Annotated in this window: 26 protein-coding genes, 1 tRNA gene and 1 pseudogene; 19 read left to right on the top strand and 9 right to left on the bottom strand. The window is 62.6% G+C overall.

The window, feature by feature from the left end; genetic code table 11:
• Nucleotides 1–13: 13 nt before the first annotated feature.
• A complete protein-coding gene (locus FJW08_RS08985; RefSeq protein ID WP_140759250.1) occupies nt 14–2,242 on the bottom strand; it encodes a bifunctional (p)ppGpp synthetase/guanosine-3',5'-bis(diphosphate) 3'-pyrophosphohydrolase in 2,229 nt (742 codons plus the stop codon).
• Nucleotides 2,243–2,471: 229 nt separating this feature from the next.
• A complete protein-coding gene (rpoZ, locus tag FJW08_RS08980) occupies nt 2,472–2,873 on the bottom strand; it encodes a DNA-directed RNA polymerase subunit omega (protein WP_140810199.1) in 402 nt (133 codons plus the stop codon).
• Nucleotides 2,874–3,156: 283 nt separating this feature from the next.
• On the opposite strand from rpoZ, the gene FJW08_RS08975 reads away from it, so the two are divergent.
• Both FJW08_RS08975 and FJW08_RS08970 read left to right on the top strand, forming a co-directional pair.
• A complete protein-coding gene (locus FJW08_RS08975; protein WP_027144193.1) occupies nt 3,157–3,738 on the top strand; it encodes an NYN domain-containing protein in 582 nt (193 codons plus the stop codon).
• Between the two features lie 11 nt (nt 3,739–3,749).
• Nucleotides 3,750–4,406 carry a uracil-DNA glycosylase gene (locus tag FJW08_RS08970; protein WP_140759248.1) on the top strand — a complete coding sequence of 219 codons (657 nt, stop codon included), beginning with the start codon at nt 3,750–3,752 and terminating at the stop codon, nt 4,404–4,406.
• A 16-nt stretch (nt 4,407–4,422) separates the two neighbouring features.
• Here the strand turns inward: FJW08_RS08970 and FJW08_RS08965 are convergent, their stop codons facing one another.
• Nucleotides 4,423–4,896 carry an Lrp/AsnC ligand binding domain-containing protein gene (locus FJW08_RS08965; RefSeq protein WP_140759246.1) on the bottom strand — a complete coding sequence of 158 codons (474 nt, stop codon included), beginning with the start codon at nt 4,894–4,896 and terminating at the stop codon, nt 4,423–4,425.
• 146 nt (nt 4,897–5,042) lie between these two features.
• Here FJW08_RS08965 and FJW08_RS08960 point away from each other — a divergent pair, with 146 nt between their 5' ends.
• On the top strand, nt 5,043–5,966 hold the full coding sequence (locus FJW08_RS08960; RefSeq protein WP_140810198.1) for a DMT family transporter: 924 nt from the start codon (nt 5,043–5,045) through the stop codon (nt 5,964–5,966).
• Between the two features lie 63 nt (nt 5,967–6,029).
• Here the strand turns inward: FJW08_RS08960 and FJW08_RS08955 are convergent, their stop codons facing one another.
• From FJW08_RS08955 to dapA, 3 genes are all read right to left on the bottom strand, one after another.
• Entirely contained in the window at nt 6,030–6,740 is a 711-nt protein-coding gene (locus tag FJW08_RS08955; RefSeq protein ID WP_140810197.1) for a GH25 family lysozyme, read from the bottom strand.
• Between the two features lie 75 nt (nt 6,741–6,815).
• On the bottom strand, nt 6,816–7,295 hold the full coding sequence (smpB, locus tag FJW08_RS08950) for an SsrA-binding protein SmpB (RefSeq protein WP_027144197.1): 480 nt from the start codon (nt 7,293–7,295) through the stop codon (nt 6,816–6,818).
• A 245-nt stretch (nt 7,296–7,540) separates the two neighbouring features.
• Complete coding sequence (gene dapA / locus FJW08_RS08945; protein ID WP_140810240.1) at nt 7,541–8,422, bottom strand: 4-hydroxy-tetrahydrodipicolinate synthase; 882 nt, start codon at nt 8,420–8,422, stop codon at nt 7,541–7,543.
• 291 nt (nt 8,423–8,713) lie between these two features.
• Here dapA and FJW08_RS08940 point away from each other — a divergent pair, with 291 nt between their 5' ends.
• The gene (locus FJW08_RS08940) at nt 8,714–10,744 is read left to right on the top strand and encodes a lytic transglycosylase domain-containing protein (protein WP_140810196.1); all 2,031 of its coding nucleotides are present in this window, start codon (nt 8,714–8,716) and stop codon (nt 10,742–10,744) included.
• A 100-nt stretch (nt 10,745–10,844) separates the two neighbouring features.
• A complete protein-coding gene (locus tag FJW08_RS08935) occupies nt 10,845–11,744 on the top strand; it encodes an alpha/beta hydrolase (protein WP_140810195.1) in 900 nt (299 codons plus the stop codon).
• Between the two features lie 117 nt (nt 11,745–11,861).
• Here the strand turns inward: FJW08_RS08935 and FJW08_RS08930 are convergent.
• Nucleotides 11,862–11,952, bottom strand: a tRNA-Ser gene (locus FJW08_RS08930).
• Between the two features lie 447 nt (nt 11,953–12,399).
• On the opposite strand from FJW08_RS08930, the gene FJW08_RS08920 reads away from it, so the two are divergent.
• The 10 genes and pseudogenes from FJW08_RS08920 to FJW08_RS08875 all read left to right on the top strand — a co-directional run bounded on the left by FJW08_RS08920 (nt 12,400) and on the right by FJW08_RS08875 (nt 21,446).
• Complete coding sequence (locus tag FJW08_RS08920; protein WP_140810192.1) at nt 12,400–13,512, top strand: pyridoxal phosphate-dependent aminotransferase; 1,113 nt, start codon at nt 12,400–12,402, stop codon at nt 13,510–13,512.
• A gap of 301 nt (nt 13,513–13,813) precedes the next feature.
• Nucleotides 13,814–14,098: an acylphosphatase gene (locus FJW08_RS08915; protein WP_140810191.1), complete on the top strand. Its 285-nt coding sequence runs from the start codon at nt 13,814–13,816 to the stop codon at nt 14,096–14,098.
• Between the two features lie 66 nt (nt 14,099–14,164).
• Nucleotides 14,165–14,815, top strand: a complete 651-nt coding sequence (locus FJW08_RS08910; RefSeq protein WP_140810190.1) for a TetR/AcrR family transcriptional regulator — start codon at nt 14,165–14,167, stop codon at nt 14,813–14,815.
• Nucleotides 14,784–15,947 (top strand): isovaleryl-CoA dehydrogenase, encoded by a 1,164-nt coding sequence (locus tag FJW08_RS08905; RefSeq protein WP_140810189.1) that lies wholly within the window; start codon nt 14,784–14,786, stop codon nt 15,945–15,947. Before FJW08_RS08910 ends, FJW08_RS08905 begins: the two co-directional genes overlap by 32 nt.
• Nucleotides 15,948–15,949: 2 nt before the next feature.
• Nucleotides 15,950–17,557 (top strand): carboxyl transferase domain-containing protein, encoded by a 1,608-nt coding sequence (locus FJW08_RS08900; protein WP_140810188.1) that lies wholly within the window; start codon nt 15,950–15,952, stop codon nt 17,555–17,557.
• 2 nt (nt 17,558–17,559) lie between these two features.
• A pseudogene (locus tag FJW08_RS08895) lies at nt 17,560–18,081 on the top strand (O-acetyl-ADP-ribose deacetylase); the annotation flags it as partial.
• A gap of 199 nt (nt 18,082–18,280) precedes the next feature.
• Entirely contained in the window at nt 18,281–18,580 is a 300-nt protein-coding gene (locus FJW08_RS08890; RefSeq protein ID WP_227791892.1) for a hypothetical protein, read from the top strand.
• A 39-nt stretch (nt 18,581–18,619) separates the two neighbouring features.
• The gene (locus FJW08_RS08885; protein WP_140810187.1) at nt 18,620–18,997 is read left to right on the top strand and encodes a hypothetical protein; all 378 of its coding nucleotides are present in this window, start codon (nt 18,620–18,622) and stop codon (nt 18,995–18,997) included.
• Nucleotides 18,998–19,036: 39 nt separating this feature from the next.
• On the top strand, nt 19,037–19,411 hold the full coding sequence (locus FJW08_RS08880; protein WP_181178632.1) for a hypothetical protein: 375 nt from the start codon (nt 19,037–19,039) through the stop codon (nt 19,409–19,411).
• Between the two features lie 49 nt (nt 19,412–19,460).
• A complete protein-coding gene (locus FJW08_RS08875) occupies nt 19,461–21,446 on the top strand; it encodes an acetyl/propionyl/methylcrotonyl-CoA carboxylase subunit alpha (RefSeq protein WP_140810186.1) in 1,986 nt (661 codons plus the stop codon).
• Between the two features lie 81 nt (nt 21,447–21,527).
• On the opposite strand, the gene FJW08_RS08870 is transcribed toward FJW08_RS08875, so the two are convergent.
• Both FJW08_RS08870 and FJW08_RS08865 read right to left on the bottom strand, forming a co-directional pair.
• On the bottom strand, nt 21,528–22,649 hold the full coding sequence (locus FJW08_RS08870; protein ID WP_140810184.1) for a branched-chain amino acid ABC transporter substrate-binding protein: 1,122 nt from the start codon (nt 22,647–22,649) through the stop codon (nt 21,528–21,530).
• A gap of 431 nt (nt 22,650–23,080) precedes the next feature.
• Entirely contained in the window at nt 23,081–23,347 is a 267-nt protein-coding gene (locus tag FJW08_RS08865) for a sel1 repeat family protein (RefSeq protein WP_010915070.1), read from the bottom strand.
• Nucleotides 23,348–23,785: 438 nt separating this feature from the next.
• Between FJW08_RS08865 and FJW08_RS08860 the strand changes: the two genes are divergently transcribed.
• The 4 genes from FJW08_RS08860 (at nt 23,786) to FJW08_RS08850 (ending at nt 26,301) form a co-directional block, all read left to right on the top strand.
• Entirely contained in the window at nt 23,786–24,127 is a 342-nt protein-coding gene (locus tag FJW08_RS08860; protein ID WP_140759217.1) for a DUF2147 domain-containing protein, read from the top strand.
• 212 nt (nt 24,128–24,339) lie between these two features.
• A complete protein-coding gene (locus tag FJW08_RS32365) occupies nt 24,340–24,495 on the top strand; it encodes a hypothetical protein (RefSeq protein WP_181178630.1) in 156 nt (51 codons plus the stop codon).
• Between the two features lie 34 nt (nt 24,496–24,529).
• On the top strand, nt 24,530–24,724 hold the full coding sequence (locus FJW08_RS08855) for a hypothetical protein (RefSeq protein WP_140759215.1): 195 nt from the start codon (nt 24,530–24,532) through the stop codon (nt 24,722–24,724).
• 116 nt (nt 24,725–24,840) lie between these two features.
• Nucleotides 24,841–26,301, top strand: coding sequence for an AMP nucleosidase (locus FJW08_RS08850; protein WP_224590567.1), 1,461 nt, complete (start codon nt 24,841–24,843; stop codon nt 26,299–26,301).
• Nucleotides 26,302–26,342 lie beyond the last annotated feature (41 nt).

The raw sequence follows: 26,342 nt of genomic DNA, 5'->3' as shown, positions 1-26,342 counted from the left end.
TGGTCGGCTATCGCTAGCCATTGACGCGCCGCGCATCGCTGACGCTCGAATTGTCCTTGAGCTGCGACAGCAGCCGGTTGAGATGCTTCAGGTCCCATACTTCGAGATCGATCAGCATTTCGGTGAAATCGGGCGCGGTGCGCACCATCGACAGCGTATGGATGTTGGCGTCGTTGGAGGCAACGACCTGGGCGATATCGGCAAGCGAGCCCGGCGCGTTGATGGCGGTGACCGAGACCCGCGCGGGAAACCGTTCCTTGGTGCGTTCGTCGATGTCCCAACGCACGTCGATCCAGCGCTCCGGCTGGTCGTCGAAAGCCTGCAGCGCCGGCGACTGGATCGGATAGATAGTGATGCCTGTACCCGGCTGGACGATGCCGACGATACGGTCGCCAGGCACGGCCCCTTCCGGCGCGAAGCGCACCGGCAGGTCGCCGCGCACGCCGCGGATCGGCACGGCGCCGGCGCCTGGCTGGTCCTTGTCCTTGCGCGCGGCCCGGCCCGGAATCTGGAACAGCATGCCGGCGGCGTTGCGGATCTTCGACCAGCCCTCCTCGCGCTGCTTGGGAGCCGCGGGGGTGACGCGCTCGTCCTTGTAGTCGGGGAAGACCGCCTTCATGACATCGGTGGAAGCCAGTTCGCCACGACCGACGGAGGCCAGTACATCCTCGATGTCCTTGCGCGCCAACCGGTGTAGGACGGGCTTCAGGCTTTCCTTGGTGAAGGTCTTGCCGGCTCGTTCGAAGGCACGCTCCAGGATACGCGCGCCAAGGCCGGAATACTGCTTGCGGATCGCATTCTTGGTGGCGCGGCGGATGGCGGCGCGCGCCTTGCCGGTGACGACGACCGATTCCCACGCCGCTGGCGGCACCTGCGCCTTGGAGCGGATGATCTCGACCTCGTCGCCATTCTTCAGTTCCGTCATCAGCGGCATGATGCGGCCATTGACCTTGGCGCCGACGCAGGTGTCGCCGACATCGGTGTGGACGGCGTAGGCGAAATCGATCGGCGTGGCGCCGCGCGGCAGGGCAATCAGCATGCCCTTCGGCGTGAAGCAGAACACCTGGTCCTGGAACAGCTCCAGCTTGGTGTTCTCGAGGAAATCTTCCGGGTTGTCGCCTTCGGCCAGCTGCTCGATGGTGCGCCGCAGCCAGGCATAGGCATTGGTCTCCTTCGAGATCGCGTGCACGGCTCCATTCGTCTTGCCGCCAGTGTCCTTGTAGATCGAATGGGCGGCGACACCGTATTCGGCGATCTTGTTCATCTCGCGGGTGCGGATCTGCAGCTCGACGCGCTGGCGCGAAGGGCCGACGATGGTGGTGTGGATCGAACGGTAGTCGTTCTGTTTCGGCGTCGAGATGTAATCCTTGAAACGGCCGGGCACCATCGACCAGGTGGTGTGGATTGCACCCAGCGCGCGATAGCAGTCCTCGACACTGTCGACGACGACGCGGAAGCCGAAAATGTCGGACAATTGCTCGAAGGACAGCGCCTTGGCCTCCATCTTGCGGAACACCGACCACGGCTTCTTCTGGCGGCTCTTCACACCGGCCTTGATGGCGTGTTTCTCGAACAGGCCCGAAAGAGCCTTCTCGATCTCGGACAACACATCCTTATTGCGCTCGAAGATTTCGGCGAGCCGAGCGGTAACGGCGCGATGGGCTTCCGGATTGATGAAGCGGAAGGCGATCTCCTCCAGTTCCTCGCGCATGCCCTGCATGCCCATGCGCCCGGCCAGCGGCGCGTAGATGTCCATCGTCTCCTCGGCGATGCGCAGGCGTTTGGCCTCCGGCATATGGTCGAGGGTGCGCATGTTGTGCAGCCGGTCGGCGAGCTTGACCAGGAGCACGCGGACATCTTCCGAGATCGCGAGCAGAAGCTTGCGCAGGTTTTCCGCCTGCTCCGCCTTCTTCGACACGAGATCGAGCTTCTTCAGCTTGGTCAGCCCTTCGACCAGCTTGCCCATTTCGGGTCCGAACAGCTCATCGATCTCGGCCCTGGTCGCCGTGGTGTCCTCGATGGTGTCATGCAGCAGGGCGACGGCGATCGTCGCCTCATCCATATGCATTTCGGTAAGGATGGCGGCAACTTCGAGCGGATGCGAGAAATAGGGATCGCCGGAAGCGCGCTTCTGGTGGCCATGCTTCTGCATGGCGTAGACATAGGCCTTGTTGAGCAATGCCTCGTTGACGTCAGGCTTGTAGCGCTGGACGCGCTCGACAAGCTCATACTGACGCATCATGGGCGGAATCTCTCGGCGATGAAATGAATCATGCGCCGCACTACCGTACGGCGCATGTCATAGATAGCCACGAAACCGCCGGGACGGAAGTGCCGGAAGAGTGTTCCAGCCAATTCCAAAGGGCTTTTCAGAATTCGCTCAGCCGGGTCGGATAGCGTAGTTTTCGAGAGGCACCGGAAGCGCAGAAAACTGCGCTAGGCGACCGGCTGAATAGAACTATCAAAAGCTCTTAGTAGTCGTCGCTCTTTTCCGGGGGAACCAGGCCCTCGATGCCGGCCAGCAGGTCTTCCTCGGTCATGCGATCGAAGGTGATGTTGTCCTCGGCGTCGTCGGCGTCGGCGGCGGTAACGGCACCGCCAGTCTGGTCGGCGATCACTTCGCCATCGGCTTCGGGCTCGTCGACCTCGACATGCTTCTGCAGCGAATGGATCAGATCTTCCTTGAGGTCGTCGGGCGACAGCGTCTCGTCGGCAATCTCGCGCAGCGCGATGACCGGGTTCTTGTCGTTGTCGCGCGGCACGGTGATCTGCGCGCCCTGGCTGATCTGACGGGCGCGGTGGCCGGCCAGAAGCACCAGCTCGAAGCGGTTGTCGACCTTGTCGATGCAATCTTCAACGGTTACGCGGGCCATGGATTGCCCCTTTCATGCCTGGATGTAATGGAAAACAGCGCGGTCCATAACCCGAACGGCGCCAAAATACAAGCATCATGGCAATGCGGGCCCACAGGGCAGTCCGCGTCCACGGTTCGGCGCCACGATCACAATTGCTTGCAGTGCGCCACGTGCCCTTGGATTGCCACCAAACTGGCGTTATCTCGGTTGGTCGAAGGTCAGCCGGTTTATTATGAGCCTGACCGCCAGTCGCTACCGCATTTCGTTTAGACGGCCGTTTATTTCGAAAAGGACTATTTCCATGTTCGATCCCCGTGAAAAAATCGCCCTGTTCATCGACGGAGCCAATCTCTACGCCACCTCGCGCGCGCTCGGGTTCGACATCGACTATCGCAAGCTTTTGGCGAGCTTCCACAAGCGTGGTTACCTGCTGCGCGCCTATTATTACACCGCGCTGGTCGAGGACCAGGAATACTCCTCGATCCGGCCGCTGATCGACTGGCTCGACTATAACGGCTTCAAGGTGGTGACCAAGCCGGCCAAGGAATTCACCGACTCGACCGGCCGCCGCAAGATCAAGGGCAATATGGACATCGAGCTGACCGTCGATGCGCTGGAACTCGCTGACGTCGTCGACCACTATGTCATATTCTCCGGAGACGGCGATTTCCGCACGCTGGTCGAGGCGCTGCAACGGCGTGGCCGCAAGGTGTCGATCGTCTCGACCATGGCCTCGCAGCCGCCGATGATCTCGGATGACCTGCGCCGCCAGGCCGACCATTTCATCGACCTCGCGACACTGAAGAACGAAGTCGGCCGCGATCCCTCCGAGCGGCCCGTACGGCGGCCCGAACCGGCTGAAGTCGACGAGGACGACTACTGAGGCCGGTCGACTTGACCGCCCTCTCCGCTTCCGAACCCAGCCGCGACTGCCCACTCTGCCCGCGGTTGCATGACTTCATCGCCGAATGGCGGCAGCGCGAGCCGTCCTGGTTCAACGCGCCGGTGCCGACCTTCCTGCCACCGGGCGGCGAAGATACCGTCCAGCTTCTGATCGTCGGTCTGGCGCCCGGCCTGCGCGGGGCCAACCGCACCGGGCGCCCGTTCACCGGCGACTATGCCGGCGACCTGCTCTATTCGACGCTGATTGCCCACGGTTTTGCACGAGGCGAATTCAAGGCACGGCCCGATGACGGGCTGGAGCTCGTCGGCACGGCGGTCACCAACGCGGTGCGCTGCGTGCCGCCGGAGAACAAGCCGGTGGGTGCCGAGATCGCCACCTGCCGGACATTTTTGGTGCCGACAATCGCTCGCTTTCCCAACCTGCGCGCCGTGCTGGCGCTGGGATCGATCGCGCACCAGTCGACGGTGCGGGCACTGGGCGAGCGCGTCGCCACCTATCCGTTCAAACATGGCGGGCAAGTGCCGGCCGGCGGCATTACGCTGTTTTCGAGCTATCATTGCTCGCGCTACAACACCAATACCGGTGTGTTGACCGAAGACATGTTCGTCAAGGTGTTCAGCGAGATCGCGGCATTTCTGAAGAATTGAGGTCTCCGATGCCTGCTCACACCGGCAGCAGGGCATCCGGTTTCACGTCGCCGATGGACGCATAGGTATGTGTTTCCTTCACTCCCGGCAGCGGCAGGATGACGCGTTTGAGAAAGTCCTGATAGTCGGCCATCTCGGCAATGCGCGCCTTCACAAGATAGTCGAAGCCGCCGACGACCATGTGGCATTCCAGAACCTCGGGCGCCTTTGCGACCGCCTCGGCGAAGCGGTCAAAGATATGCGGGGCCGTGTGATCGAGCCGTACCTCGATGAAGACAAGCATGCCGCGGCCAATCTTTGCCGGATTGAGCACCGCCCTGATGGCGGTGATGAAGCCGTCGCGAAACAGGCGCTTCACGCGCTGACTGGCGCCGGTCGGCGACAGGCCGACCCGCGTTGCCAGATCGAGCGTCGTGCGGCGTCCGTCTTCCTGCAGCAGCCGCAGAAGAGTACGGTCGACGGCGTCCAGGTCGCCTGATTCAGGATTCACGTTCAAGCCACCTCATTTGCGTGAATTACACTTCAGATCGCGAAAACCAGAGTATTTTGTCGCAGCCATTTCGGCAATAGGCTGCGCTTCATCGCAGAGCCGGAGCTGTCTCCGCCTGGCGACATGAATATGGCGGCAGAACTGACATGGCGGACGGACGAGACACGGGAAACACAAGACCGGCGGTGATCGCCGGCCTCGCCATGATCGCCATCTATGCCGCGCAGTTCGTGGCCGCCCGCTTCAGCCTCAGGGAGCATCTGACGGCCACCGACATGGCCGGCTTGCGCTTTGCCGGTGCCGGCGCGGTGTTCCTGCCGATCGTCTGGAGGCGCGGCCTGGCGACCATGACGGCGCTGGGCTGGCGGCGTGGATCGACATTGGCGGCGCTGGCCGGATTGCCCTATCCGCTGATCATCAACTGGGGCTTGACCCATGCTCCCGCCGCCCATGCCGCGGCGCTCTGCCCCGCGTCGATCGTCTTCTTCTCGTTCCTGTTGTCGCTGTTCAGGGAAAGTGCGTCGCGCCGGCGGATCATTGGCGTCGTCACGATCATCGCCGGCTTGTTGCTGTTCATAGCGCCGGCGCGCACCGGTGCCAATAATGTCCTGTTCGGGAATCTGCTGTTTATCGGATCGGGTGCGATGTTTTCCGCCTATGCGGCTCTTGTGCAGCGATGGCGCGTCGAACCGGTCACGGCGACCGCGAGCGTCGTGCTTTTGTCCTGCCTGCCGCTGCCACTTCTCTACCTCTTTGCACCAAGCGGCCTTCATGCGGCCGCAGGCGCCGAGATCGTCAGCCAGATCGTCATTCAAGGTTTTCTCGCGGGCGCTGCCGCAATGTTCCTCTACACTTACATTGTCGACCGATTGGGCTCGCAGGCGGCATCGCTGTTCCTGCCGGGTGTGCCGATCGCCACCGTGATGGTCGGCATGATCGTGCTTGGCGAGACCCCGCTGGCGATCCAATGCGTGGCCATCGCCATCATGGCCGCCGGGATGGGTTATTCGGCGATGGGTCGACGCATCACCAGGGAAAATCTGGCTGTCCCGACATCAGCTGGATCGTGAATGGTTCAGCAGCATGGCAAAGGCCTTTGAAGAAACGGACCGACATCGGATCGGGGCTGTTCATCAAGGTTTGGAGGCAAGCAGCGCCGCCAGCTTCTCCGGCCCGCCCTGCAAGACGTTCAGGTCGACATCTCCCTCGATGCCGTCCACGCGCCCCCGGTTGTGGTACTGCCAGTAGATCCAGTCACGGCGGTCCGGCTCCTTGAGCAGTGAGCGCAGCCAGAGTGGGCGAGCGGCGATTTGCCCGGGATAGGCCGCCTCGGCTTCATCCGTCAGATAGACGATCGCCGGCTTGCCGAACGCCGCCTCGACGGGTCCGAGGAAAGCCTCGAGTTCGGCGTTTAGTTGCTCGGGTGACGGGCGCTGCGGACAGTTGCCGCCGAACTCGATGTCGACGACCGGCGGCAGCAATGGCTGATCGTGCGGCACCACCGAGATAAAATTCCTGGCCTGGTCGGCGCCCGGCCGGCAGAAGGTGAAGAAATGATAGGCGCCGACGGCGAGCCCGGCGGCGCGGGCCTCGCGCAGATTGCCGGCGAAAGCATCGTCGACATGGTCGCCGCCTTCAGTCGCCTTGATGACGGCGAAAGCCACATCATCGGCGGCAACACGCCGCCAGTCGATCTTGCCCTGATGATGGGAGACGTCGATGCCCCGGACCGGATATCTGCCGCGGTCAGGGGAGTAGGTGTGGAAATAGACCACGGCGCCCACCACAACGACACACGCCAGGGTAAGACTGGCCAAGCCCCAGAGAACAATCCGCTTCTTCAAGACCATCCCCTGCTGGACTTGCCGATTGTTCGACCTTGAAGCCCCACTGCTGGCTTTCTTCAGGCTGTCACCTGATCACCCGCGTTCCTTGAGCAGCCGGCCCTTTTCGCGCGACCAGTCGCGCTGCTTCTCGGTCTCGCGCTTGTCATGCAGTTTCTTGCCGCGGCCAACGGCAAGCAGCAGCTTGGCGCGTCCCTGGTCGTTGAAATAGATTTTCAGCGGCACCAGCGTCATGCCTTCGCGGTCGACGCTCTGCGACAGTTTTGCCATCTCGCGCTTGTTGAGCAGCAGTTTGCGGCGCCGGCGCGGCTCGTGGTTGAAGCGATTGGCCTGCAGGTATTCCGGCAGATAGGAATTGATCAGCCAGATCTCGCCGCCTTCGACCGAGGCATAGCTGTCCTGGATGTTGGCCTGGCCCTGGCGAAGCGATTTCACCTCGGTTCCAGTCAGCACCAAGCCGGTCTCGATCGTATCGAGCACCTCATAGGAAAACCGCGCCTTGCGGTTTTCCGCAACGGTCTTGTTGTTGGGATCGGCTTTTCTGACTTGGTTCATAACGTCCGGAATCCGTTTCGAAACTCGCTCCTGCGAGTCATGATGGTGCTACGAGAGCGCCGCGCGTTTTTTAACGCGCAAAGGACGCTCTAGAAATCCGACTTTGCGCATGGTCCTTTCCGAAAGCGAAGTGCTTTCGGGGCCATGCGCGGAACCGGAGCGGAACGTACATATAGTACGCGAGCACCGGAAGCGCAGGTGGCGCCTTGAGATGGCCGCAGGAGTAGAGGTTCCAAACGGGCTCGTTAATTAATCAAGCCGGCGTGCTTCATGGCCGCATCGATCTTTTCGGCCGTGGACTGCTCGATGGTGACCAACGGCGAGCGCAGCACGTTCTCGACCTTGCCCAGCTTCGACAGCGCGTATTTGGCGCCGGAGACCCCGGGCTCTATGAAGATGGCCTTGTGCAGCGGCAGCAGGCGATCCTGCAGTTCCAGCGCCTTGGCGCTGTCGCCGGAGAGCGTAGCTTCCTGGAATTCGGCGCACAGCCGCGGCGCGACGTTCGAGGTCACCGAAATGCAGCCGACGCCGCCATGCGCGTTGAAGCCGAGCGCGGAGGCATCCTCGCCGGAAAGCTGGACGAAATCCTTGCCGCAGGTCATGCGCTGCTCGGACACGCGCTCGACTTTGCCTGTCGCGTCCTTGACGCCGACGATGTTCTTGAAGTCGTGCGCCAACCGGCCCATCGTTTCCGGCATCATGTCGATCACCGAGCGCGGCGGGATGTTGTAGATGATGATCGGCAGCTTGGTCGCCCTGGCGACAGCGGCGAAATGCTCGTAGAGGCCGCGCTGCGTCGGCTTGTTGTAGTAGGGCGTGACGACCAGGGCGGCATCGGCACCGGCCTTCTCGGCATATTGCACAAGCCCAACAGCTTCCTCGGTGTTGTTGGAACCGGCGCCGGCAACCACGGGGGCGCGACCCTTGGCCACCTCGATGCAGACCTTGACGACATGGCGATGCTCGTCATGCGACAGCGTCGGCGACTCGCCGGTGGTGCCTACCGGGACGAGGCCCGTGGTGCCTTCGCCAAGCTGCCATTCGATGAACGCGCGAAAGGCTTTCTCGTCGAAACGCCCGCTCTTTTCGAACGGTGTCACGAGCGCGGTAAGCGAGCCTCTCAGCATGTCGTCCAACTCCTTGGGACTTCTTGGTTCATGCATGTCGTGGCCCCAAACCGGTATCCACTTTTGGGCGACATGCATCGGTGTTTTGTCGTGCGCGCCTTCTAACCGAAAGCGAAGCCGCGCACCATAGTCTCGACATTGTTGCGCGGCAAGCATTGCCATGGTGCCAGCAAACGTAATTCGAACGGCCTCGATAACCCTTTGTTTACGAGCCCTTCACGACCTAAGTTTAGGCTTCTAGGCTTCTTCGCCTGCTGGTAAAAATGCTGGATTAAGGAGAGATACGAGATCATGCCGAGGGGTCGGCCCCATCTGTTCGCGCTTCTTGGCGCCATCGCCGCGCTGGTGCCCGGCGTGGCGATCAGCGGCAGCGTCGATGTGCGGGTCACCTCGGCCATTCCGATGCCTGGTGTAGAGGACAAGGCGCGACCGGCGCCCTCACCCGGCGTCACGCTCTTGAAAAGCGGTCTGGATGCGCTGGCGGCCGGCGATATTCCCGGCGCGCGCGGTGTGCGCGACGCGCTGCCCGCACAATCGCTCGACCAGCACATATTGGCCTGGGCGATCGCGCTCTACGGGGGCGACAAGGTGCCGAGCGGCGACATCGCAGCAGCCGCGAAGATGCTGCCCAACTGGCCGGGCACCGTTGCATTGCGCAAGAACAGCGAGCGCGCACTCTATCGCGAGAATCCGGCGGCGGACATCGTCGTCAAGGCATTCGGCGGCAGCCAGCCGCAGACATTCGAAGGCGTGATGGTTCTCGCGCGCGCCTATGTGTCGTCCGGCAACGCCAAGGCGGCGCGATCGGTCCTGTCGCCGTTCTGGCGCACCGCAATCCTGGACGCCAAGGACGAGACGGCTCTGATCAAGGAGTTCGGCAGCCTCGTTCCCACCGCCGATCACCGTTTTCGCATGGAGCGCATGTTCTATGCCGACCGGGTGAATTCCGCCTTGCGTGTCGCCGGCCTCGCCGGCGCCCAGCCGCTTGCCGACGCCTGGGCGGCGGCTGACAGAGGCGACAAGAACACGGCCAAACTGCTGAAGGCCGTGCCGGCGGCGCAGCGCTCGGCCGGCTATTTCTTCGCGCAGGCCGAATATCTGCGCAAGCAGCAGAATTTCGCGGGCGCCGCGGCAATGGTCATGCAAGCGCCGGCAGACCGTGAATCCCTGGTCGATCCCGACGCCTGGTGGGTCGAACGCCGGGTGCTGTCGCGCGAACTGGTCGACCAGGGCGACATGAAGACCGCCTACAAGATAGTCGCCACGCACGCCGCCGAAAGCGCCGCCAATGCAGCGGAAGCCGAATTCCACGCCGGCTGGTACGCGCTGCGCGGCCTGAACGATCCCAAGCTCGCGGCGACGCATTTCGCGCGCATCGCCGACCTTGCCCAAGGGCCGATGACCCTGTCGCGCGCCTATTACTGGCTCGGCCGCGCGGCGGAAGTCGGCGGCCCCGGCAATGCCAAGAACTATTTTGGACGTGCGGCGACCTACGGCACGACGTTTTACGGCCAGTTGGCCGCAGAACGCGTCGGCCGGCAGGCGCTCAACATCGTCTATCCCCAGCCGAGTGCCGCCGACCGGCAGAACTTTGCCGGCCGCGAGGCCGTCTCCGCCATCAAGCGCCTGCAGGAGGCAGGCTACGACCGTTATGCCGAAACGCTCTACCGCGACCTTGCCGGGCAGTTGACCAGCCCGGGTGAACTGGCGCTGCTCGCTGTCCTTGCCGAAAAGCAGGACAACCATTTCATGGCGCTGAAAATCGGCAAGATCGCCGGGGCGCGCGGCATCGATGTCGGCGCGCTGTCGCATCCGCTCGGCGTCATCCCCGATTCGGCCAATATTTCAGGTTCGGGCAAGGCGCTGGCCTATGCGATCGCCCGCCAGGAAAGCGAATTCAACGTCGGCGCCGTATCCAGTGCCGGCGCACGCGGGCTGCTGCAGCTGATGCCGGGAACCGCCAGGCAATTGGCGAAGAAGGCCGGATTGCAGTTTTCGCAGACCAGGCTGACGACCGACGCCGGCTACAATGCAACGCTTGGTTCGGCGTTCCTCGGCGAACAGCTCGATCGCTTCAACGGCTCGTACGTATTGACCTTCGCGGGCTATAATGCCGGCCCGACCCGGGCCAGCCAGTGGGTGGCTAAATACGGTGACCCGCGCGGCAAGGACATCGATGCGGTGGTGGACTGGATCGAGCGGATTCCCTACACGGAAACAAGAAGTTACGTGCAGCGCGTGATGGAGAATTACGAGGTCTACAAGATGCGTATTTCGGGCAAATACGACATCGTCGGCGATCTCGTGAACGGGCGCAGCTGAGGCACTTTTTCCTCCTCCCCTTGTGGATAAGGGAAGAGTGTTTGACGATCTCCACCCTCGCCTGTAGCAGTCGGTCACTTAAACAAGGACTGGCACTCAGATGGCGAGCGACGGCGGATTCTCCGACTTCTTCTATGCCGCGCCAGATGGGCTGAGACTTCATGCGCGCGTCTATGGCGAAACGAATTCCGCGCATTGGCCAGTCGTCTGTCTGCCCGGCTTGACGCGTAACGCGCGGGATTTTCACGAGCTTGCGCTCCATCTCTCGACGCGATCCGCCCTTGCGCGCCAGGTCGTCGCCTTCGACTACCGCGGACGCGGGCAGTCGGCCTACGATCCCGATGTCAGCCACTATAATGTTGGCATCGAAGCCGGCGACGTCCTTGCCGGGCTGGCGGCGCTCGGTATCGAACAGGCGACCTTCATCGGCACCTCGCGCGGCGGGCTGATCATCCATGTGCTTGGCGCGATGCAGCCGGCGGTGCTGAAAGCCATCGTGCTCAACGACATCGGGCCAGTGATCGAGCCCGCCGGCCTCGCCCACATCCAGTCCTATCTCGAACGCACGCCAAAGCCGAAAACCCTCGCCGAGGCGGTGGATGCCCAGCGCAACGTTCATAGCCAGGATTTTCCGGCGCTTGCCGAGAGCGACTGGGAGCGAATGGTGCGTGCGATCTATCGCGAGACGAATCAAGGGCTGCAGCCCGATTTCGATTCGAAGCTGGTCGATACGGTTGCCAATCTCGACCTGTCACAGCCATTGCCGGATCTATGGCAGCAGTTCGATGCGTTGGCGGCCATACCACTGCTCATCATACGCGGCGCCAATTCAAGGCTATTGTCGCAGGAAACGCTGGAGGAGATGCGAAAGCGTCATCCCAGCACCAGGACAATCACCGTTCCAGACCAGGGGCACGCCCCCTTCCTGGAGACCGGCAACCTGCCCAGCGACATCGCGCTCTTTCTGGATCAAGCAGAGGCGCGGAAAAACCAGAGATAAGCCCAAGACCAACCGTCGGCCCACTTGGCTTTTGAGGTTATTCCGAGGCGCCTTCGGCGCCATCTTCTCCGCGTCGACGCCGCCCATTGTGAGCTAGCACGGCAGCGCGAAGCAGGATGGCGGAGAGGATGGGATTCGAACCCACGAGAAGCTTTTGACCTCTACTCCCTTAGCAGGGGAGCGCCTTCGACCACTCGGCCACCTCTCCGTTGAGCCGCTGGATAAAGAAAAGCGGCGGCACAATCAACAAGCCCGCATCATTAATATGGAAAAATAGGAGCGTATCGGATCGCGGCTTTGCGCGATGCGGCGTTTCTGCGGCAATTCCCTGGCTCGTACCTCACGGCCTCGCCATGATTCCGTCTGCCGATACCGGGTTCTGCTGGAAATAAGCGGCTGCGGAGGGCAGCGCGTCGTCAGCTTGCGCCTGCGATGGCGGATTCGCTTTCGGTTGCGCGATTTTTGGCTGCGAGATTTTCGGCCCGGATGAAGTTTTAAGATGCTTGGACCAAGCGGGCGGCAATCGATTGCTCATCGTGTCCGGCTAGCAAAAAGAGGTGGCCGAATCCAGCATGACAAATTGCTGCCTGGGAGCAACTTGCGCCAACCATCCGGTCACGTTAGCAAGAAGGCTCCTTCCAACCGAGCTCCCGACATGCGTCAGCGCCCTCTCCTCACACCCGTCATCGCCGCGCTTCCGTCTACCGTGCCGTTTGTCGGCCCCGAAGCGCAGGAGCGTGAGCGCGGGCGCGCTTTCCGTGCCCGCATCGGCGCCAATGAGAGCAGCTTTGGCCCCTCGCCGCGCGTCATCGCCCGCATGGAGAGCGTCGCGCGCGACCAGTGGATGTATTGCGATCCCGACAATTTCGACCTGAAAGTCGCGGCCGCTGCGCATCACAACGTGGCTGTCGAGAACGTCGTTGTCGGCGAAGGCATCGACGGCCTGCTCAGCCTGGTGGCGCGCATGTATGTGGCGCCAGGCGATGCGGTGGTCACCTCGCTCGGCGCCTATCCGACCTTCAACTTCCACATTGCCGGTGTCGGCGGCCGACTGGTGACCGTCCCTTACGAGAACAACAGGGAAAGCCTGGACGGTCTGCTCGCGGCGGTCGTCAGGGAGAAGGCGCCGCTGGTCTATCTGTCCAATCCGGACAATCCGATGGGCAGCTGGTGGGAAGCCGACGAGGTCATCCGCTTCATGCAAGCCTTGCCGGAAACCACCATGCTGGTGCTCGACGAGGCCTATGGCGAATTGGGGCCGGCCTCGGCCCTGCCGCCGATCGATATCTCGCGGCCAAACGTCATCCGCATGCGAACCTTTTCGAAGGCCTACGGACTTGCCGGCATACGGTGCGGCTATGCGTTGGCCGAGACGCAGGTGATCAGCGACTTCGAGAAGATCCGCAACCATTACGGCGTCAGCCACATGGCGCAGATCGCCGGCGTCGAGGCGCTCGCCGACCAGGCCTATCTCGAGACGGTGGTGGCCCGGGTGGCCGCCGGACGGCGGCGCATCACCAATATCGCCGAACAGAACGGGTTGAAGCCGCTCGCCTCGGCGACCAATTTCGTCACCATCGACTGCGGCCATGACGGTGCTTTCGCTCTGAAAGTGCTTCAGGGACTTTTGTCGCGCGACGTCTTCATCCGCAAGCCGATGGCGCCAGGGCTCGACCGCTGCATCCGCGTCAGTGTCGGTCTCGACCATGAACTGGATATCTTCGCCGAGGAATTGCCCGGCGCGTTGGCAGCGGCGCGCGGAAACTAGGGCACTTCGCGGCGCTCCGGAGCCATCGCGGCGCCGAGCAGATGCCTGACACGCGTCAGCACATCCGACAACTCCGCGGCTTGCCTGTCGTTCAGGCCCGCGGTCAGGCAGGCGAGATCACGATCCGTGGACGCGCGCTGAGAACTTGCGAAGGATTCTCGCGACCGCGTAGGCCGCCGATTCGAAATCGGGCGAAATTATCCATCTTCCGGAGGAATCCCAAGCTTTTCGGGTTGGATAGCACCTCGAGCCAATTGCCTTCGTTCGGTGCTGCGCCAGACTCTATGCAAGGGAGCGAGCCATGAGTGATCGGAAAAGGGCAGTGCAGGCGCGCATATACGGCAAGGTCCAAGGTGTCGGCTATCGGATCTGGGCGCAAGGCGAAGCGACGAGGTTCGGGCTGCTGGGCTGGGTGCGCAACGAACGAGACGGCTCGGTTACGGCATGGCTTACCGGCGCCGACGCAGCCATCGCGGCCATGATCGAACGGCTTCGGCAAGGCCCGCCCGGCGCGGCTGTCTCGCGGATCGATCTGGAGGAGCTGGAGACCTCGATCACGCCTGAAGATTTCAGGATCATAGCATAGGCAGGTCCCACCTCCTCTTGAATTAATTGAACGTTCGTTTTATTATTGCCGTCCAACGAGGCGACGATGGCACGAACCACAGGATCAGACGGCGAGCGAACCGAAGCGGCAGTCCGCGACGCGGCGGTCACCCTGATCGCGCGTTACGGCTATGAAGCGATGTCGATGCGCCAGTTGGCCGCCGAGGTCGGCGTGCAGGCAGCCGCGCTCTACCGCTATTTCCCGACCAAGGAAGACCTGCTGTTCACGCTGATGCGCGAGCATATGCAAGGGCTTCGCGAGGCCTGGGAGCAGGCTAGGCCAGCCGGCGCGGATCCGGCGTGGCAGCTTGCCGCCTACGTGCGCAACCACATCGCCTTTCATATCGAACGCCGCCACGCCACACATGTCTCGAACATGGAATTGCGCAGCCTATCGCCCGACAGGCTGACACAGATCCTGCGCATGCGCACGGCTTACGAAAAGGAACTGCGTTCCATCCTGCGCGATGGCGCCGAGGCCGGAGTCTTTCACATCGAGGACACCGGCCTGACGGCCATGGCGCTGATCCAGATGATGACCGGCGTCATCGTCTGGTTCCGGCCAGGCGAGCGATTGTCGATCGCCGAGGTCACGGCGACATATCTTTCGATGACAATGCGCCTGGTCGGCGCGAACGTCGGCATTGGTACCGGGGAGGAACGGCATGTACACGAACACGCTCGGCTTCGGGCATGACGAGGATATCGAGGCGCTGCGCGACATGGTCAGGCGCTTCGCGCAGGACAGGATCGCGCCGATCGCCGCCGACATCGATCGCGACAACGAATTCCCGGCGCATCTGTGGCGCGAACTCGGCGCGCTCGGCCTGCTCGGCATAACCGCCGATCCCGATTTCGGCGGCAGCGGCATGGGCTATCTCGCCCACGTGATCGCGGTCGAGGAGATTTCGCGCGCCTCCGCATCGGTCGGCCTCTCCTATGGCGCCCACTCCAATCTCTGCGTCAACCAGATCAACCGGTGGGCAACGCCGGCACAGAAGGAAAAATACCTGCCGCCGCTGTGTTCGGGCGAGCACGTCGGCGCACTCGCCATGTCGGAGCCGGGAGCCGGCTCCGACGTGGTCTCGCTCAAGCTGCGCGCCGAAAAACGCAATGACCGCTATGTGCTCAACGGCACCAAGATGTGGATCACCAACGGCCCGGACGCCGAAACGCTGGTCGTCTACGCCAAGACCGACCCGGAACGGGAATCGCGCGGCATCACCGCCTTCATCGTCGAAAAGGCGATGCCGGGGTTTTCGGTGGCGCAGAAACTCGACAAGCTCGGCATGCGGGGGTCCAACACCGGCGAACTGGTTTTCTGCGATGTCGAGGTGCCGTTCGACAATGTGCTGCACGAAGAAGGACGCGGCGTCGAGGTGCTGATGTCTGGGCTCGACTATGAGCGCGCCGTGCTTGCCGGCGGCCCGATCGGCCTGATGGCGGCATGCCTCGACGTGGCAATCCCCTATGTTCACGAGCGCAAGCAATTCGGCCAGCCGATCGGGGAATTCCAGCTGGTACAAGGCAAGCTTGCCGACATGTATACGGCGATGAGCGCCGCGCGCGCCTACGTCTACGCCGTCGCCGCCGCCTGCGACCGCGGCCAGACCACCCGCAAGGATGCCGCCGGCTGCGTGCTGTTTGCCGCCGAGAGAGCGACGCAGATGGCGCTCGACGCGATCCAGCTGCTTGGCGGCAACGGCTATATCAACGACTATCCGACTGGCCGGCTTTTGCGCGACGCCAAGCTCTACGAGATCGGCGCCGGCACCAGCGAAATCCGCCGCTGGCTGATTGGGCGGGAAATCATGGCGGAGGGGGTGTGAGCATGGCCACGCTGCAAACCCAGATCTCGCCCTCCTCCGAAACCTTCCGCGCCAATGCCGAACGTATGCGGGCGCTGGTTGCCGACATCGCCGAGAAGGCCGCGGCCGTCGAACGCGGCGGCTCGGACGAGGCACGCGAGCGGCACGTTTCGCGCGGCAAGCTGTTGCCGCGCGAACGCCTGGCGCAATTGCTGGACACCGGCTCGCCCTTCCTCGAGATCGGCCAGTTCGCGGCGTGGTCCATGTATGGCGAGGAGATCTCGTCGGCCGGCCTGATCGCCGGCATCGGCCGCGTCGAGGGCACCGAGGTGATGGTCGTCGTCAACGACGCCACGGTGAAGGGCGGCACCTACTATCCGCTGACAGTGAAGAAGCATCTGCGCGCACAGGAGATCGCGCTGCAGAACAACCTGCCTTGCGTCTATCTGGTCGACAGCGGCGGCGCCAATCTGCCCAACCAGGACGAGGTCTTTCCCGACCGCGAGCATTTCGGCCGCATCTTCTACAACCAGGCCAACATGTCGGCTGCCGGCATTCCGCAGATCGCCTGCGTCATGGGTTCCTGCACCGCTGGCGGCGCCTATGTGCCGGCGATGTCGGACGAGACGATCATGGTGCGCAACCAGGCGACCATCTTCCTCGGCGGACCGCCGCTGGTGAAAGCGGCCACCGGCGAGGATGTCAGCGCCGAGGAGTTGGGCGGCGCGGATGTACACACCAGGCTTTCCGGTGTCGCCGATCACTATGCGCTGGACGACGAACACGCGCTCGCCATTTGCCGGCGCATCATCAAGAACCTGAATCGGAACAAGGCTGTAAGCCTGAGCCTACAGAACGCGATTCCGCCGCTTCATCCGGCGGATGAACTTTACGGCATCGTCCCGACCGACCTGCGCCAGCCCTATGACGTGCGCGAAGTGATCGCGCGCGTTGTCGACGGCTCCGAATTCGATGAGTTCAAGCAGAACTATGGCACGACGCTGATCACCGGCTTTGCCCATCTCCACGGCATGCCGGTCGGCATCATCGCCAACAATGGCGTGCTGTTTTCCGAAAGCGCGCTGAAGGGCGCGCACTTCATCGAATTGTGCTGCCAGCGCAAGATCCCGCTGGTTTTCCTGCAGAACATCACCGGCTTCATGGTCGGCAAGAAGTATGAGGCGGGCGGCATCGCCAAGGACGGCGCCAAACTGGTGATGGCGGTGGCGACCGCCAGGGTGCCGAAAGTGACCGTGATCATCGGCGGTTCGTTCGGGGCCGGCAATTACGGCATGTGCGGCCGCGCCTACTCACCGCGCTTCCTTTGGATGTGGCCCAACGCCCGCATCTCGGTGATGGGCGGCGAGCAGGCGGCAACCGTGCTTGCCATGGTCAAGCGCGAGGGCATCGAGCGCAAGGGCGGGGAATGGAGCGCCGAGGAGGAGGCGAAATTCAAGAAGCCGATCCTGATGAAATACGAGCATGAGGGTCATCCGCTCTATTCCTCGGCAAGGCTCTGGGACGACGGCATCATCGATCCGGCCAGGACACGCGAGGTGCTGGCGCTCAGCCTGTCGGCCGCGCTCAACGCCGAGATCGAGGAGACACGCTTCGGTGTGTTCAGGATGTGATGATGAGCGCCACGGGCGACCGGATCAGCGTTCACACCGGCGACATCACCAAGCTGGCTGTCGATGCCATCGTCAACGCAGCCAACTCCTCGCTGCTCGGTGGCGGCGGGGTCGACGGAGCCATTCACCGCGCCGCCGGGCCGGAGCTCGAATTCGAATGTCGCATGCTCAATGGCTGCAAGACCGGCGATGCAAAGCTGACCAAGGGTTACCGGCTGCCGGCCCGCCATATCATCCATACGGTCGGGCCGGTTTGGCAGGGCGGCGGCAAGGGCGAGGCAGAACTGCTCGCCTCCTGCTACCGGCGCTCGCTCGAAATCGCTTTTGCCAATGACTGCCGGACAATTGCCTTTCCAGCAATCTCGACTGGTGTCTACCGGTATCCGAAGGCTGAAGCGACTGCGATCGCGGTCCGCACGGTCGACAGCTTCCTCGCACGGAACACATCGCCGGAAACCGTTACTTTCTGCTGCTTCGATGACCCGACTTCAGAACTATACCGAAGAGCCATTGCTACTCTGGGGAAGCTGAACTGTATGGACCAATCGATTCATCACCATAGCCAAATGAAAATTTCCACCGGCGAACTGGCGGCGGCACCGAATATTCGCTATTGCTCACACCGGGTTGGGCAATTGGCGTGGGGTGAAAATGGTTCCGAAATATTGTCGCAAGTCGGCTGCGTCGATACTTGCAGGAATACTAATGTTCTCGGCGACCGGCATGAGCATGGCCGAATCGCTTGCAGGCAGCAAAGGCCACATTCGTTTCCCGGTCTATTTGGCACCAGGTTCCACCGGCGGCTGCGGCAAGCATTACCGCGAATACGTCGCGGCACGCGGCCATTCCGCCTATGCAATGACGCCATTCAACTGGGCGACCGAGTTCACGATCTGCGGCATCTCTCTCAACGCGCCGTCACAACAGGCGGCCGAGTCCAAGGCAATGCAGTCCTGCCAGGCGGCCCGCAAACAATGGAAGGTCTCCACAGCCGGTGCCTGCGGCCTCGCCGCGTCAAAATAGGCCATCGGCCTCAAACACTTTTTTCCTGGGGGGAGCAGAATGAAATCCATGATCATCAAACGGGCAGCCGCATCGATGCTGGCCGGCCTGCTTGTCGTGACGACAGTCGGCGCCGCGACGGCGGGATCACTGGCGGGGAGCAAGGGAGACGTGCATTTTCCGCCAACCATGGGCTCGGATCCGAAGAGCGAATGCAACGTTGCCTACAAGGCTTATATCGCGGCGAGCGGCCATTCGGCCTACGCCACGACTTTTTATTCGCGCGTTGTCGACCTCTACATCATCTGCGGGACGAAGCTCAATGCGCCGTCGCAGAAGGCGGCGGAAGATATGGCGCTGCGCAGCTGCCAGGCCGGCTTGACGCGGTGGAAGGTCAAGACCGCGAGCGGCGGCTGCGCTATCTCGGCGTCGAAGTAGGCAACCAGACGAGATTTTTTTCCGAGGGGGGGGAGCAACATGAGATCCACGAATTCCGGACGGACAGCCACGGCGATACTGGCCGGGTTGTTAATGATCACTTCGTCCGGTTTCGGCGTGGCCGGATCACTGGCGGGAAGCGAGGGAGACAAGCGTTTCCCGCCGTCTTTGAATGGCGATCCGAAGTCGCCGTGCACAAAGGCCTACAAGGCCTATGTCGCGGCCACCGGCCATTCCGCCTATGCCACCACGCCGTACTCCAGGGTGGTTTCTCTCTACATCCTCTGCGGCGCGCGGCTGAACGCGCCGTCGCAAAAGATGGCGGAGGAACTGGCCATGAAATCCTGTCTGGGCACGCGCGCTCACTACAAGGTGACAAACGGCGGCGCCTGCGAGATCGCCGCGTCCAAATAAGCGGGCGCCTGCCGGAACGGCGCCGCCCGACGCAAATCCGGGAGGCTCCATGTTCACGAAAATCCTGATCGCCAATCGGGGCGAGATCGCTTGCCGCGTCATCCGCACCGCCCGCAAGCTTGGCGTGCACACCGTCGCCGTCTATTCGGATGCCGATGCGAGATCCCTGCATGCCGAGATGGCCGACGAGGCGGTCCATATCGGTCCCTCGCCTGTCGGCGAGAGCTATCTGCGCGGCGACAGGATTGTCGCGGCGGCGCTGGGAACGGGCGCGCAAGCCATTCATCCCGGTTACGGATTCCTGTCGGAGAACCCCGATTTCGTCGACCAGGTAGCGGCGGCGGGCCTCATTTTCATCGGCCCCTCGGCGGCCTCGATCCGCGCCATGGGGCTGAAGGACGCCGCCAAGCGGTTGATGGAGAAGGCCGGCGTTCCGGTGGTTCCAGGCTATCATGGCGAGGCGCAGGAGATCGTGCTGCTTGCCTCAAAGGCCCGCGAGATCGGCTATCCCGTGCTGATCAAGGCGCGTGCCGGCGGCGGCGGCAAGGGCATGCGCCGGGTCGAGCATCCCGATGATTTTTCCGAAGCGCTGTCCAGCGCCCGGCGCGAGGCCAAGGCCGCCTTCGGCGACGACCGCGTGCTGGTCGAGAAATATGTCGACAAGCCACGGCATATCGAGGTGCAGGTGTTCGGCGATAATTTCGGCAATGCCGTGCATCTCTACGAACGCGACTGCTCGGCGCAACGCCGCCACCAGAAGGTGATCGAGGAGGCCCCCGCCCCCGGCATGACGCCGGCTTTGCGCAAGGCAATGACGGAGGCGGCGGTAAAGGCCGCCAAGGCAATCAACTATTCCGGCGCCGGCACCATCGAGTTCATCGTCGACGCCTCGCAAGGCCTCAAGTCCGACCGCTTCTGGTTCATGGAAATGAACACCCGCCTGCAGGTCGAGCATCCGGTTACAGAGATGGTCACCGGCACCGATCTGGTCGAGTGGCAATTGCGGGTCGCCAGCGGGGAAAAACTGCCGAAGTCACAAAGCGAGATCGCGCTTGCCGGCCATGCTATCGAAGCGCGCATCTATGCCGAGGACGCGGCCAAGGGATTTCTGCCGGCAACGGGCACGCTGCACCACCTGAAATTTCCGGGTGTTGCCCCCGAAGGCGCTGCGATGCGCATCGAGACCGGCGTGCGGGCCGGCGATGCAGTCTCGCCCTATTACGACCCCATGATCGCGAAGCTGGTCGTCCATGCCGGGGACAGACAGGCGGCGCTGGAAGCGCTCCGCACAGCGCTCGCGCAAACCGAGATTGCCGGCTCCACCGTCAATACCGCTTTTCTTGCCGCCCTTGCGGCCGATCCGGATTTGGCGGCAGGCGACGTCGACACCGGCCTGATCGGGAGACACCAGGAAGCGCTGACGGCGATAGCCCCGCCGACCGGCGAAATCATCTCGGCCGCCGCCCTGGCGGCCTCGGGTGCCGGAGCATTGCCGTGGTCGGACGATCCGTGGTCGTCGCTTGCCGGCTATGCGCATTTTCAGGCCCTGGTGCGGCGCATGCGGCTGAAGTTCGGCGACGAGGCAATTCAGGCAAAGGTTTCAATGCGGCCGGACGGACGCTTTCAGGTGGCGCTCGATGCGCCTTACGACAGCATCAATTCGCATGACCTTCGCGCCGTTCCCCGCCTTGCCCGCTGGCCTGGCCACATCACGGTGTTCGAAGGCGCTGTCGGCTATACTTTCACCGTGCCGGATTCCCTGGCGAGGAGCGATGAAGCGGCTGCCGCCTCCGGCAGCCTGCGCGCGCCGATGCCGGGCCTCGTCAAGCTTGTGCGCGTGGCGAAAGGCGACGCTGTGATCAAAGGGCAAATTCTGTTGATCCTCGAGGCGATGAAGATGGAGCACACCATCGCCGCCCCGCATGATGGGGTGATTGCCGAGATCGCCGGGGAAGGGTCACAGGTCAACGACGGCACGGTGCTGGTGCGGTTCGTCGAGGAACAGGGCGCATCGACCACCGCCACCGGCCGATAGAAGGAGCGCATCGCGAGCCGCAAACAGAAATGGCCGGGACGAACCCGGCCATTTCCTTAGATTATCTGATCGCCAGAGCGGTTACTGCGCGATCGGTGCGTATTTGCCGTTGTGCCACTGATTGATGTCGTAGCTGGCATTCTTGAGGTCGCCCTTCTCGTCGAAGGTGACGTCGCCGACAACGGTGCTGATCGGCGTGCCGTTCTTCAACGCTTCGGCAACCTTGGCCGGATCGTCGCTGCCGGCACGCTTGATTCCTTCGGCGAAAGCCTGGACCACGGCGTAGGAGAACAGCGTGAAGCCTTCCGGCACGAAGCCGCCGGCCTTGATCTTCTCGACGGCGGCCTTGGCTTCCGGCTTTGCCTGCGGATCCGACGGGAACACGAACATGGTGCCCTCGCCGGCCGGGCCGGCAACCTGCCAGAATTCCGGCGAGGCGATCGAATCCGGCATGATCAGCTGGAACTTCAGGTTCTGCTCCGCCGCCTGACGCAGGATCAGGCCGGCCTCAGGATGGTAGCCACCGAAATAGACGACATCGGCCTTGAGGTCCTTCAGCTTGGTGACAAGCGCCGAATAGTCCTTCTCGCCGGGGTTGATGGCATCATAGTAGACTTCCTTGAGGCCGCCAGCGTTCATGGTCGCCCTGACGGCGTCCGCCACGCCCTGACCGTAGGCGCTCTTGTCGTGCAGGATCACGACATTCTTGCCGGCGTACTTCTTGGCGATCCACGGACCGATGAAGGCGCCCTGCGCGTCGTCACGCGTATAAAGACGCATGATCGTCGACCAGCCGTTCTTGGCCGCCGCATCGGTCAGCACCGGGTTCGAGGAAGCCGGGCTCATCATCAGCGCACCGGCTTCGGCATAGACCGCCGAGGCCGGGATGCTCGAACCCGAGCAGGCATGGCCATCGATGAACTTGACGCCGTTGGCAACGATGCGGTTGGCGACCGACACGGCCTGCTTGGGATCGCACTGGTCGTCCTCGATGTCGAGCTTGATCATCGAGCCGTTGACGCCGCCCGCGGCGTTGATGGCATCGGCTGCGGCCTGTGCGCCTTGCTTGAACTGATCGCCGATGGTCGCGAGCTGTCCGGTCATCGGGCCGACCACCGAGACGGTGATGTCGTCGGCGAATGCGACCGGCGCGCTCATCATCAGGCCGAAAATGGCCGCGCTCAAAATCCTCAGTTTTTTCATGACAATGGAACTCCTCCACTCACGCGCGGCCGCCCCGGCTGCGCTTCTTCCAGAGAGGCGGGACAATTTCATCCTTCATCGGGCCTGTCTAGGCGCATTGACGCCGCTCGATTGGGCCTGCGCGGCCTCATCCACGCAAAAAAGCCACGCCAGCCTTGTTTCGGCTGGTCGTGGCTTTTTTGCCTGTCAGGCTGTTTCCCCGGCGCCCCCGCGCTGTGAACCCAACCCACCTTCCCTGTCTTCCTGTTGGCCATGATCTTGCCGAAGCCCCGATCCACTTCGGGATCATGGTCCGTCGCGCGGCTTGGACCTGCCGGCCTGCCGCATTCTTTTCATTGTTGGCCTGTGGCCTGGCTGTCTGCGCAGCCTTATCCCTGTTGGCCCGACCGTCTTTTAGCGGCCTTGGCCGGAGCGTCCCCGCCTGACGGAACTCAGTGCATGGTCATCCATTCGCGAGCTTCGCGCAGGGCCTTGGCGATCTCGACCTTCGACATGGCCGCCGAGAGTTCCGAGCGCAACTCCGCGGCGCGGGCCGAACCCTTGATGGCGGCGATGTTGAACCATTTGTGGGCGGCAACGACGTCGGTCTCGCAATCGCGACCGGTCGCATACATCATGCCCAATTCGAAAAGAATGTCGGCCTGGGCAGTTGCCCCCATGGCGCCGAAGCCTGCTTCAAGCATTTCAAAACGTGCCATTTTAGTCCCCTGTCTGGCTCCCGAGAGCTGCCTCCGTTTGTCTTGTCCGGGCCGCTCTTTCGATGCTTTCGAGAATGCCGCGCAGGCTTGAATCCGTCGTTAAATGGCGTGCTTAATTTGAGGAAAACAAAGCTAAAACAAGAGGTAAACGCGGAAATTCGTTAAGGATACGAAGCCAGCAATTCGGCTGGTTTTCGTCAAATTTGACGAAAGTTTTCGGGGCCGCAATCAATACTCCGCTAACCACGGGAAACAAACGCGACGCGCCGATCGTTTTCATTTCCGCGCCGACAAGGCGAATTCAGGCGCTTTCAAAATGCCGAAGTCTTCCGTTGCGGCACCGCTTTTGTTTTGACGGAAGCTGGATTAGCTTACGTTTGCGTAAGCGGCAGACCGGCGAGGCGGAGCATCCGGCCGGCCATCCAAAGGGAGGAAGACATGTTTCGAAAAGTGAGCCTGGCCCTAGCGGCCACTTTGATGCTGGGCGGCGCAGCATGGGCCGATCCGATCGAGGGCAACTGGAAAACGCAGGCGGGCGACACCGCGGCCATTTCAGGCGGCGGTTCATTTTCCATCACGCTCAAGTCCGGTAAATATGCCGGCAAGACCATCGGCTCGCTCACGGCAGCCGGCGATAACAAATATACCGGCAACATCACCGATCCGGCAAACGACAAGACCTATTCCGGCAAGGCGACATTATCGGGTGCCTCGCTCAAGATGAGCGGTTGCGTGCTCGGCGGACTGATCTGCAAGAGCCAGATCTGGCACAAGCTCTGATCGTCAATCCCCTTGTGATCTCAAAACGGGGCCTGGCGGGCCCCGTTTTCGTTTTATCGAGGCGCAGGCAGTGGCGCTCGATCGGCATTCGGGTAGCCGGCAAGCCAGCCAATATCCCGTCAATCAATTTGAACCGCAGATGAACGCTGGCATCAGGGCCGGTTCAGAGGCGTCAGCGCATTCTCCGGCGTGTTGAAGGAGACACGGACCCAATGCTTGCTCGCCGCTTCACCATCGTCTGCCTGCTGATGAGCCTGTTTGGAATGTTCTTCGCCATCCTCGTCGCCGAAGCGGGCCGTTCCCCCCGCTCGTGGGACGAAGCCACCAGAATGTGCCGCCTCGCCTGCCCGACCAACCTTCGCCACTGAAACAGAGAACCTCGAAAAGAAAAGCACAGACATCATGAACCGCATCGCCGCCAATCTCTCCAGGATCCTCCGGCTGCTGCCGCGGGCGGCGCTTATCCTGATGCTCCTGGCCGCTCCGGTCCTGGCAGTGCCGATGATGCGCGCCGATGCCGGCTCGACGATCGAGGCGCCGGCGCTCAGAAAGTCCGGCGTCGGGTTCGTGCTGCTGGTCAGCCTGCAGCGCGGATAAGAAAAAATGGCGCTTTGAGCGCCTTCGGCGGCGAGCCCCCTCCCAACCGCCCGTCCAAGTCTCTATATTGAGCCATGGAAAAGCGAATCTACCCCCAAGCCATCGAATCGGTTGTCATGCCCGAGCCTTTTGGCCGGCAAAGCTTCGACAACGCCAAAAAGGCCGTTGCCGCGCTCGAGGTGCTCTACGACCGCAACACCAAGTTCCTGCGCGACTCCTTTGCGGCACTTGCCGCGGGCGGCGACAGCAGCAAACGTTACCGGGCCTTCTATCCTCAGATCGGCGTCACCACGAGTTCGTTCACCCAGGTCGACTCGCGCCAGGCCTATGGCCACATGCCGACACCAGGTCATTTCGCTACCACGGTCACCCAGCCGATCCTGTTCGAAGCCTATCTCACCGAGCAACTTCGGCTGATCATGCGCAATCACGGGGTGTCGGTGACGGTCTCTGAATCGACCACGCCGATCCCGCTGCATTTTGCTTTCCTGGAAGGCACCTATGTCGACGGCGCCGCTGCCGAACGTATCGAGCGGCCGATCCGCGACCTGTTCGACGTGCCGGACCTCGACGGCACCGACGACCAGATCGCCAACGGTACGTTCGAGGCCGCCTTCGGCGAGCCCCGGCCGCTGGCGCCGTTCACGGCGCAGCGCATCGATTATTCACTGCACCGCATGACGCATTACACCGCAACCAGCCCGCAGCATTTCCAGAACTTCGTGTTGTTCACCAACTATCAGTTCTACATCGACGAGTTCGTCGCCCGCGCCCGCGACCTGATGGAAAAAGGTGGTGACGGCTACGCGGAATTTGTCGAACCTGGCAACGTTATCACCCGGGCCGGGCAGCGCGCGCCCAGCGAGGGCGTAGCGCCACAGCGCCTGCCGCAGATGCCGGCCTATCATCTGAAGAAGCCGAACCATGGCGGCATCACCATGGTCAATATCGGCGTGGGCCCTTCCAACGCCAAGACCATCACCGACCATATCGCGGTGCTTCGGCCGCATGCCTGGGTGATGCTTGGTCACTGCGCCGGCCTGCGCAACACCCAGGCGCTGGGTGACTATGTGCTGGCGCATGCCTATGTGCGCGAGGACCACGTGCTGGACGACGATCTGCCGGTCTGGGTGCCGATTCCGCCGCTGGCCGAGATCCAGGTTGCGCTGCAGGAAGCGGTCGCCGAGGTCACCGGCCTGTCGGGCTATGATTTGAAGCGCATCATGCGCACCGGCACCGTCGCCACTATCGACAACCGCAACTGGGAACTGCGCGACCAGCGCGGACCGGTGCAGCGCCTGTCGCAATCGCGCGCGATCGCGCTCGATATGGAATCGGCGACGATCGCGGCCAATGGCTTCCGCTTTCGCGTCCCCTACGGCACGCTGCTGTGCGTTTCCGACAAGCCGCTGCATGGCGAACTGAAATTGCCTGGGATGGCGACCGAGTTCTACAAACGCCAGGTGGCGCAGCACCTGACCATCGGCATCAGGGCGATGGAGAAGCTGGCCGAGATGCCGATGGAGCGGCTGCATTCACGCAAGCTCCGGAGCTTTTCGGAGACAGCATTCCAGTAGGCGTCGCGCGAAGCCTCGGCGAGGCAATTCGTCGTCTTGCT

The sequence above is a fragment of the Mesorhizobium sp. B3-2-1 genome, assembly GCF_006439515.1.
In the GTDB taxonomy this organism is placed as follows: domain Bacteria; phylum Pseudomonadota; class Alphaproteobacteria; order Rhizobiales; family Rhizobiaceae; genus Mesorhizobium.
This window is presented reverse-complemented; position numbering and strand designations above follow the sequence as displayed.

What these genes read in the sequence shown, in the direction of transcription:
- FJW08_RS08985 (WP_140759250.1), bottom strand. Translation starts at nt 2,242, where the DNA reads ATGATGCGTCAGTATGAGCTTGTCGAGCGCGTCCAGCGCTACAAGCCT.
- rpoZ (WP_140810199.1), bottom strand. Translation starts at nt 2,873, where the DNA reads ATGGCCCGCGTAACCGTTGAAGATTGCATCGACAAGGTCGACAACCGC.
- FJW08_RS08975 (WP_027144193.1), top strand. Translation starts at nt 3,157, where the DNA reads ATGTTCGATCCCCGTGAAAAAATCGCCCTGTTCATCGACGGAGCCAAT.
- FJW08_RS08960 (WP_140810198.1), top strand. Translation starts at nt 5,043, where the DNA reads ATGGCGGACGGACGAGACACGGGAAACACAAGACCGGCGGTGATCGCC.
- smpB (WP_027144197.1), bottom strand. Translation starts at nt 7,295, where the DNA reads ATGAACCAAGTCAGAAAAGCCGATCCCAACAACAAGACCGTTGCGGAA.
- dapA (WP_140810240.1), bottom strand. Translation starts at nt 8,422, where the DNA reads ATGCTGAGAGGCTCGCTTACCGCGCTCGTGACACCGTTCGAAAAGAGC.
- FJW08_RS08940 (WP_140810196.1), top strand. Translation starts at nt 8,714, where the DNA reads ATGCCGAGGGGTCGGCCCCATCTGTTCGCGCTTCTTGGCGCCATCGCC.
- FJW08_RS08935 (WP_140810195.1), top strand. Translation starts at nt 10,845, where the DNA reads ATGGCGAGCGACGGCGGATTCTCCGACTTCTTCTATGCCGCGCCAGAT.
- FJW08_RS08920 (WP_140810192.1), top strand. Translation starts at nt 12,400, where the DNA reads ATGCGTCAGCGCCCTCTCCTCACACCCGTCATCGCCGCGCTTCCGTCT.
- FJW08_RS08915 (WP_140810191.1), top strand. Translation starts at nt 13,814, where the DNA reads ATGAGTGATCGGAAAAGGGCAGTGCAGGCGCGCATATACGGCAAGGTC.
- FJW08_RS08910 (WP_140810190.1), top strand. Translation starts at nt 14,165, where the DNA reads ATGGCACGAACCACAGGATCAGACGGCGAGCGAACCGAAGCGGCAGTC.
- FJW08_RS08905 (WP_140810189.1), top strand. Translation starts at nt 14,784, where the DNA reads ATGTACACGAACACGCTCGGCTTCGGGCATGACGAGGATATCGAGGCG.
- FJW08_RS08900 (WP_140810188.1), top strand. Translation starts at nt 15,950, where the DNA reads ATGGCCACGCTGCAAACCCAGATCTCGCCCTCCTCCGAAACCTTCCGC.
- FJW08_RS08890 (WP_227791892.1), top strand. Translation starts at nt 18,281, where the DNA reads ATGAGCATGGCCGAATCGCTTGCAGGCAGCAAAGGCCACATTCGTTTC.
- FJW08_RS08885 (WP_140810187.1), top strand. Translation starts at nt 18,620, where the DNA reads ATGAAATCCATGATCATCAAACGGGCAGCCGCATCGATGCTGGCCGGC.
- FJW08_RS08880 (WP_181178632.1), top strand. Translation starts at nt 19,037, where the DNA reads ATGAGATCCACGAATTCCGGACGGACAGCCACGGCGATACTGGCCGGG.
- FJW08_RS08875 (WP_140810186.1), top strand. Translation starts at nt 19,461, where the DNA reads ATGTTCACGAAAATCCTGATCGCCAATCGGGGCGAGATCGCTTGCCGC.
- FJW08_RS08870 (WP_140810184.1), bottom strand. Translation starts at nt 22,649, where the DNA reads ATGAAAAAACTGAGGATTTTGAGCGCGGCCATTTTCGGCCTGATGATG.
- FJW08_RS08865 (WP_010915070.1), bottom strand. Translation starts at nt 23,347, where the DNA reads ATGGCACGTTTTGAAATGCTTGAAGCAGGCTTCGGCGCCATGGGGGCA.
- FJW08_RS08860 (WP_140759217.1), top strand. Translation starts at nt 23,786, where the DNA reads ATGTTTCGAAAAGTGAGCCTGGCCCTAGCGGCCACTTTGATGCTGGGC.
- FJW08_RS32365 (WP_181178630.1), top strand. Translation starts at nt 24,340, where the DNA reads ATGCTTGCTCGCCGCTTCACCATCGTCTGCCTGCTGATGAGCCTGTTT.
- FJW08_RS08855 (WP_140759215.1), top strand. Translation starts at nt 24,530, where the DNA reads ATGAACCGCATCGCCGCCAATCTCTCCAGGATCCTCCGGCTGCTGCCG.
- FJW08_RS08850 (WP_224590567.1), top strand. Translation starts at nt 24,841, where the DNA reads ATGCCCGAGCCTTTTGGCCGGCAAAGCTTCGACAACGCCAAAAAGGCC.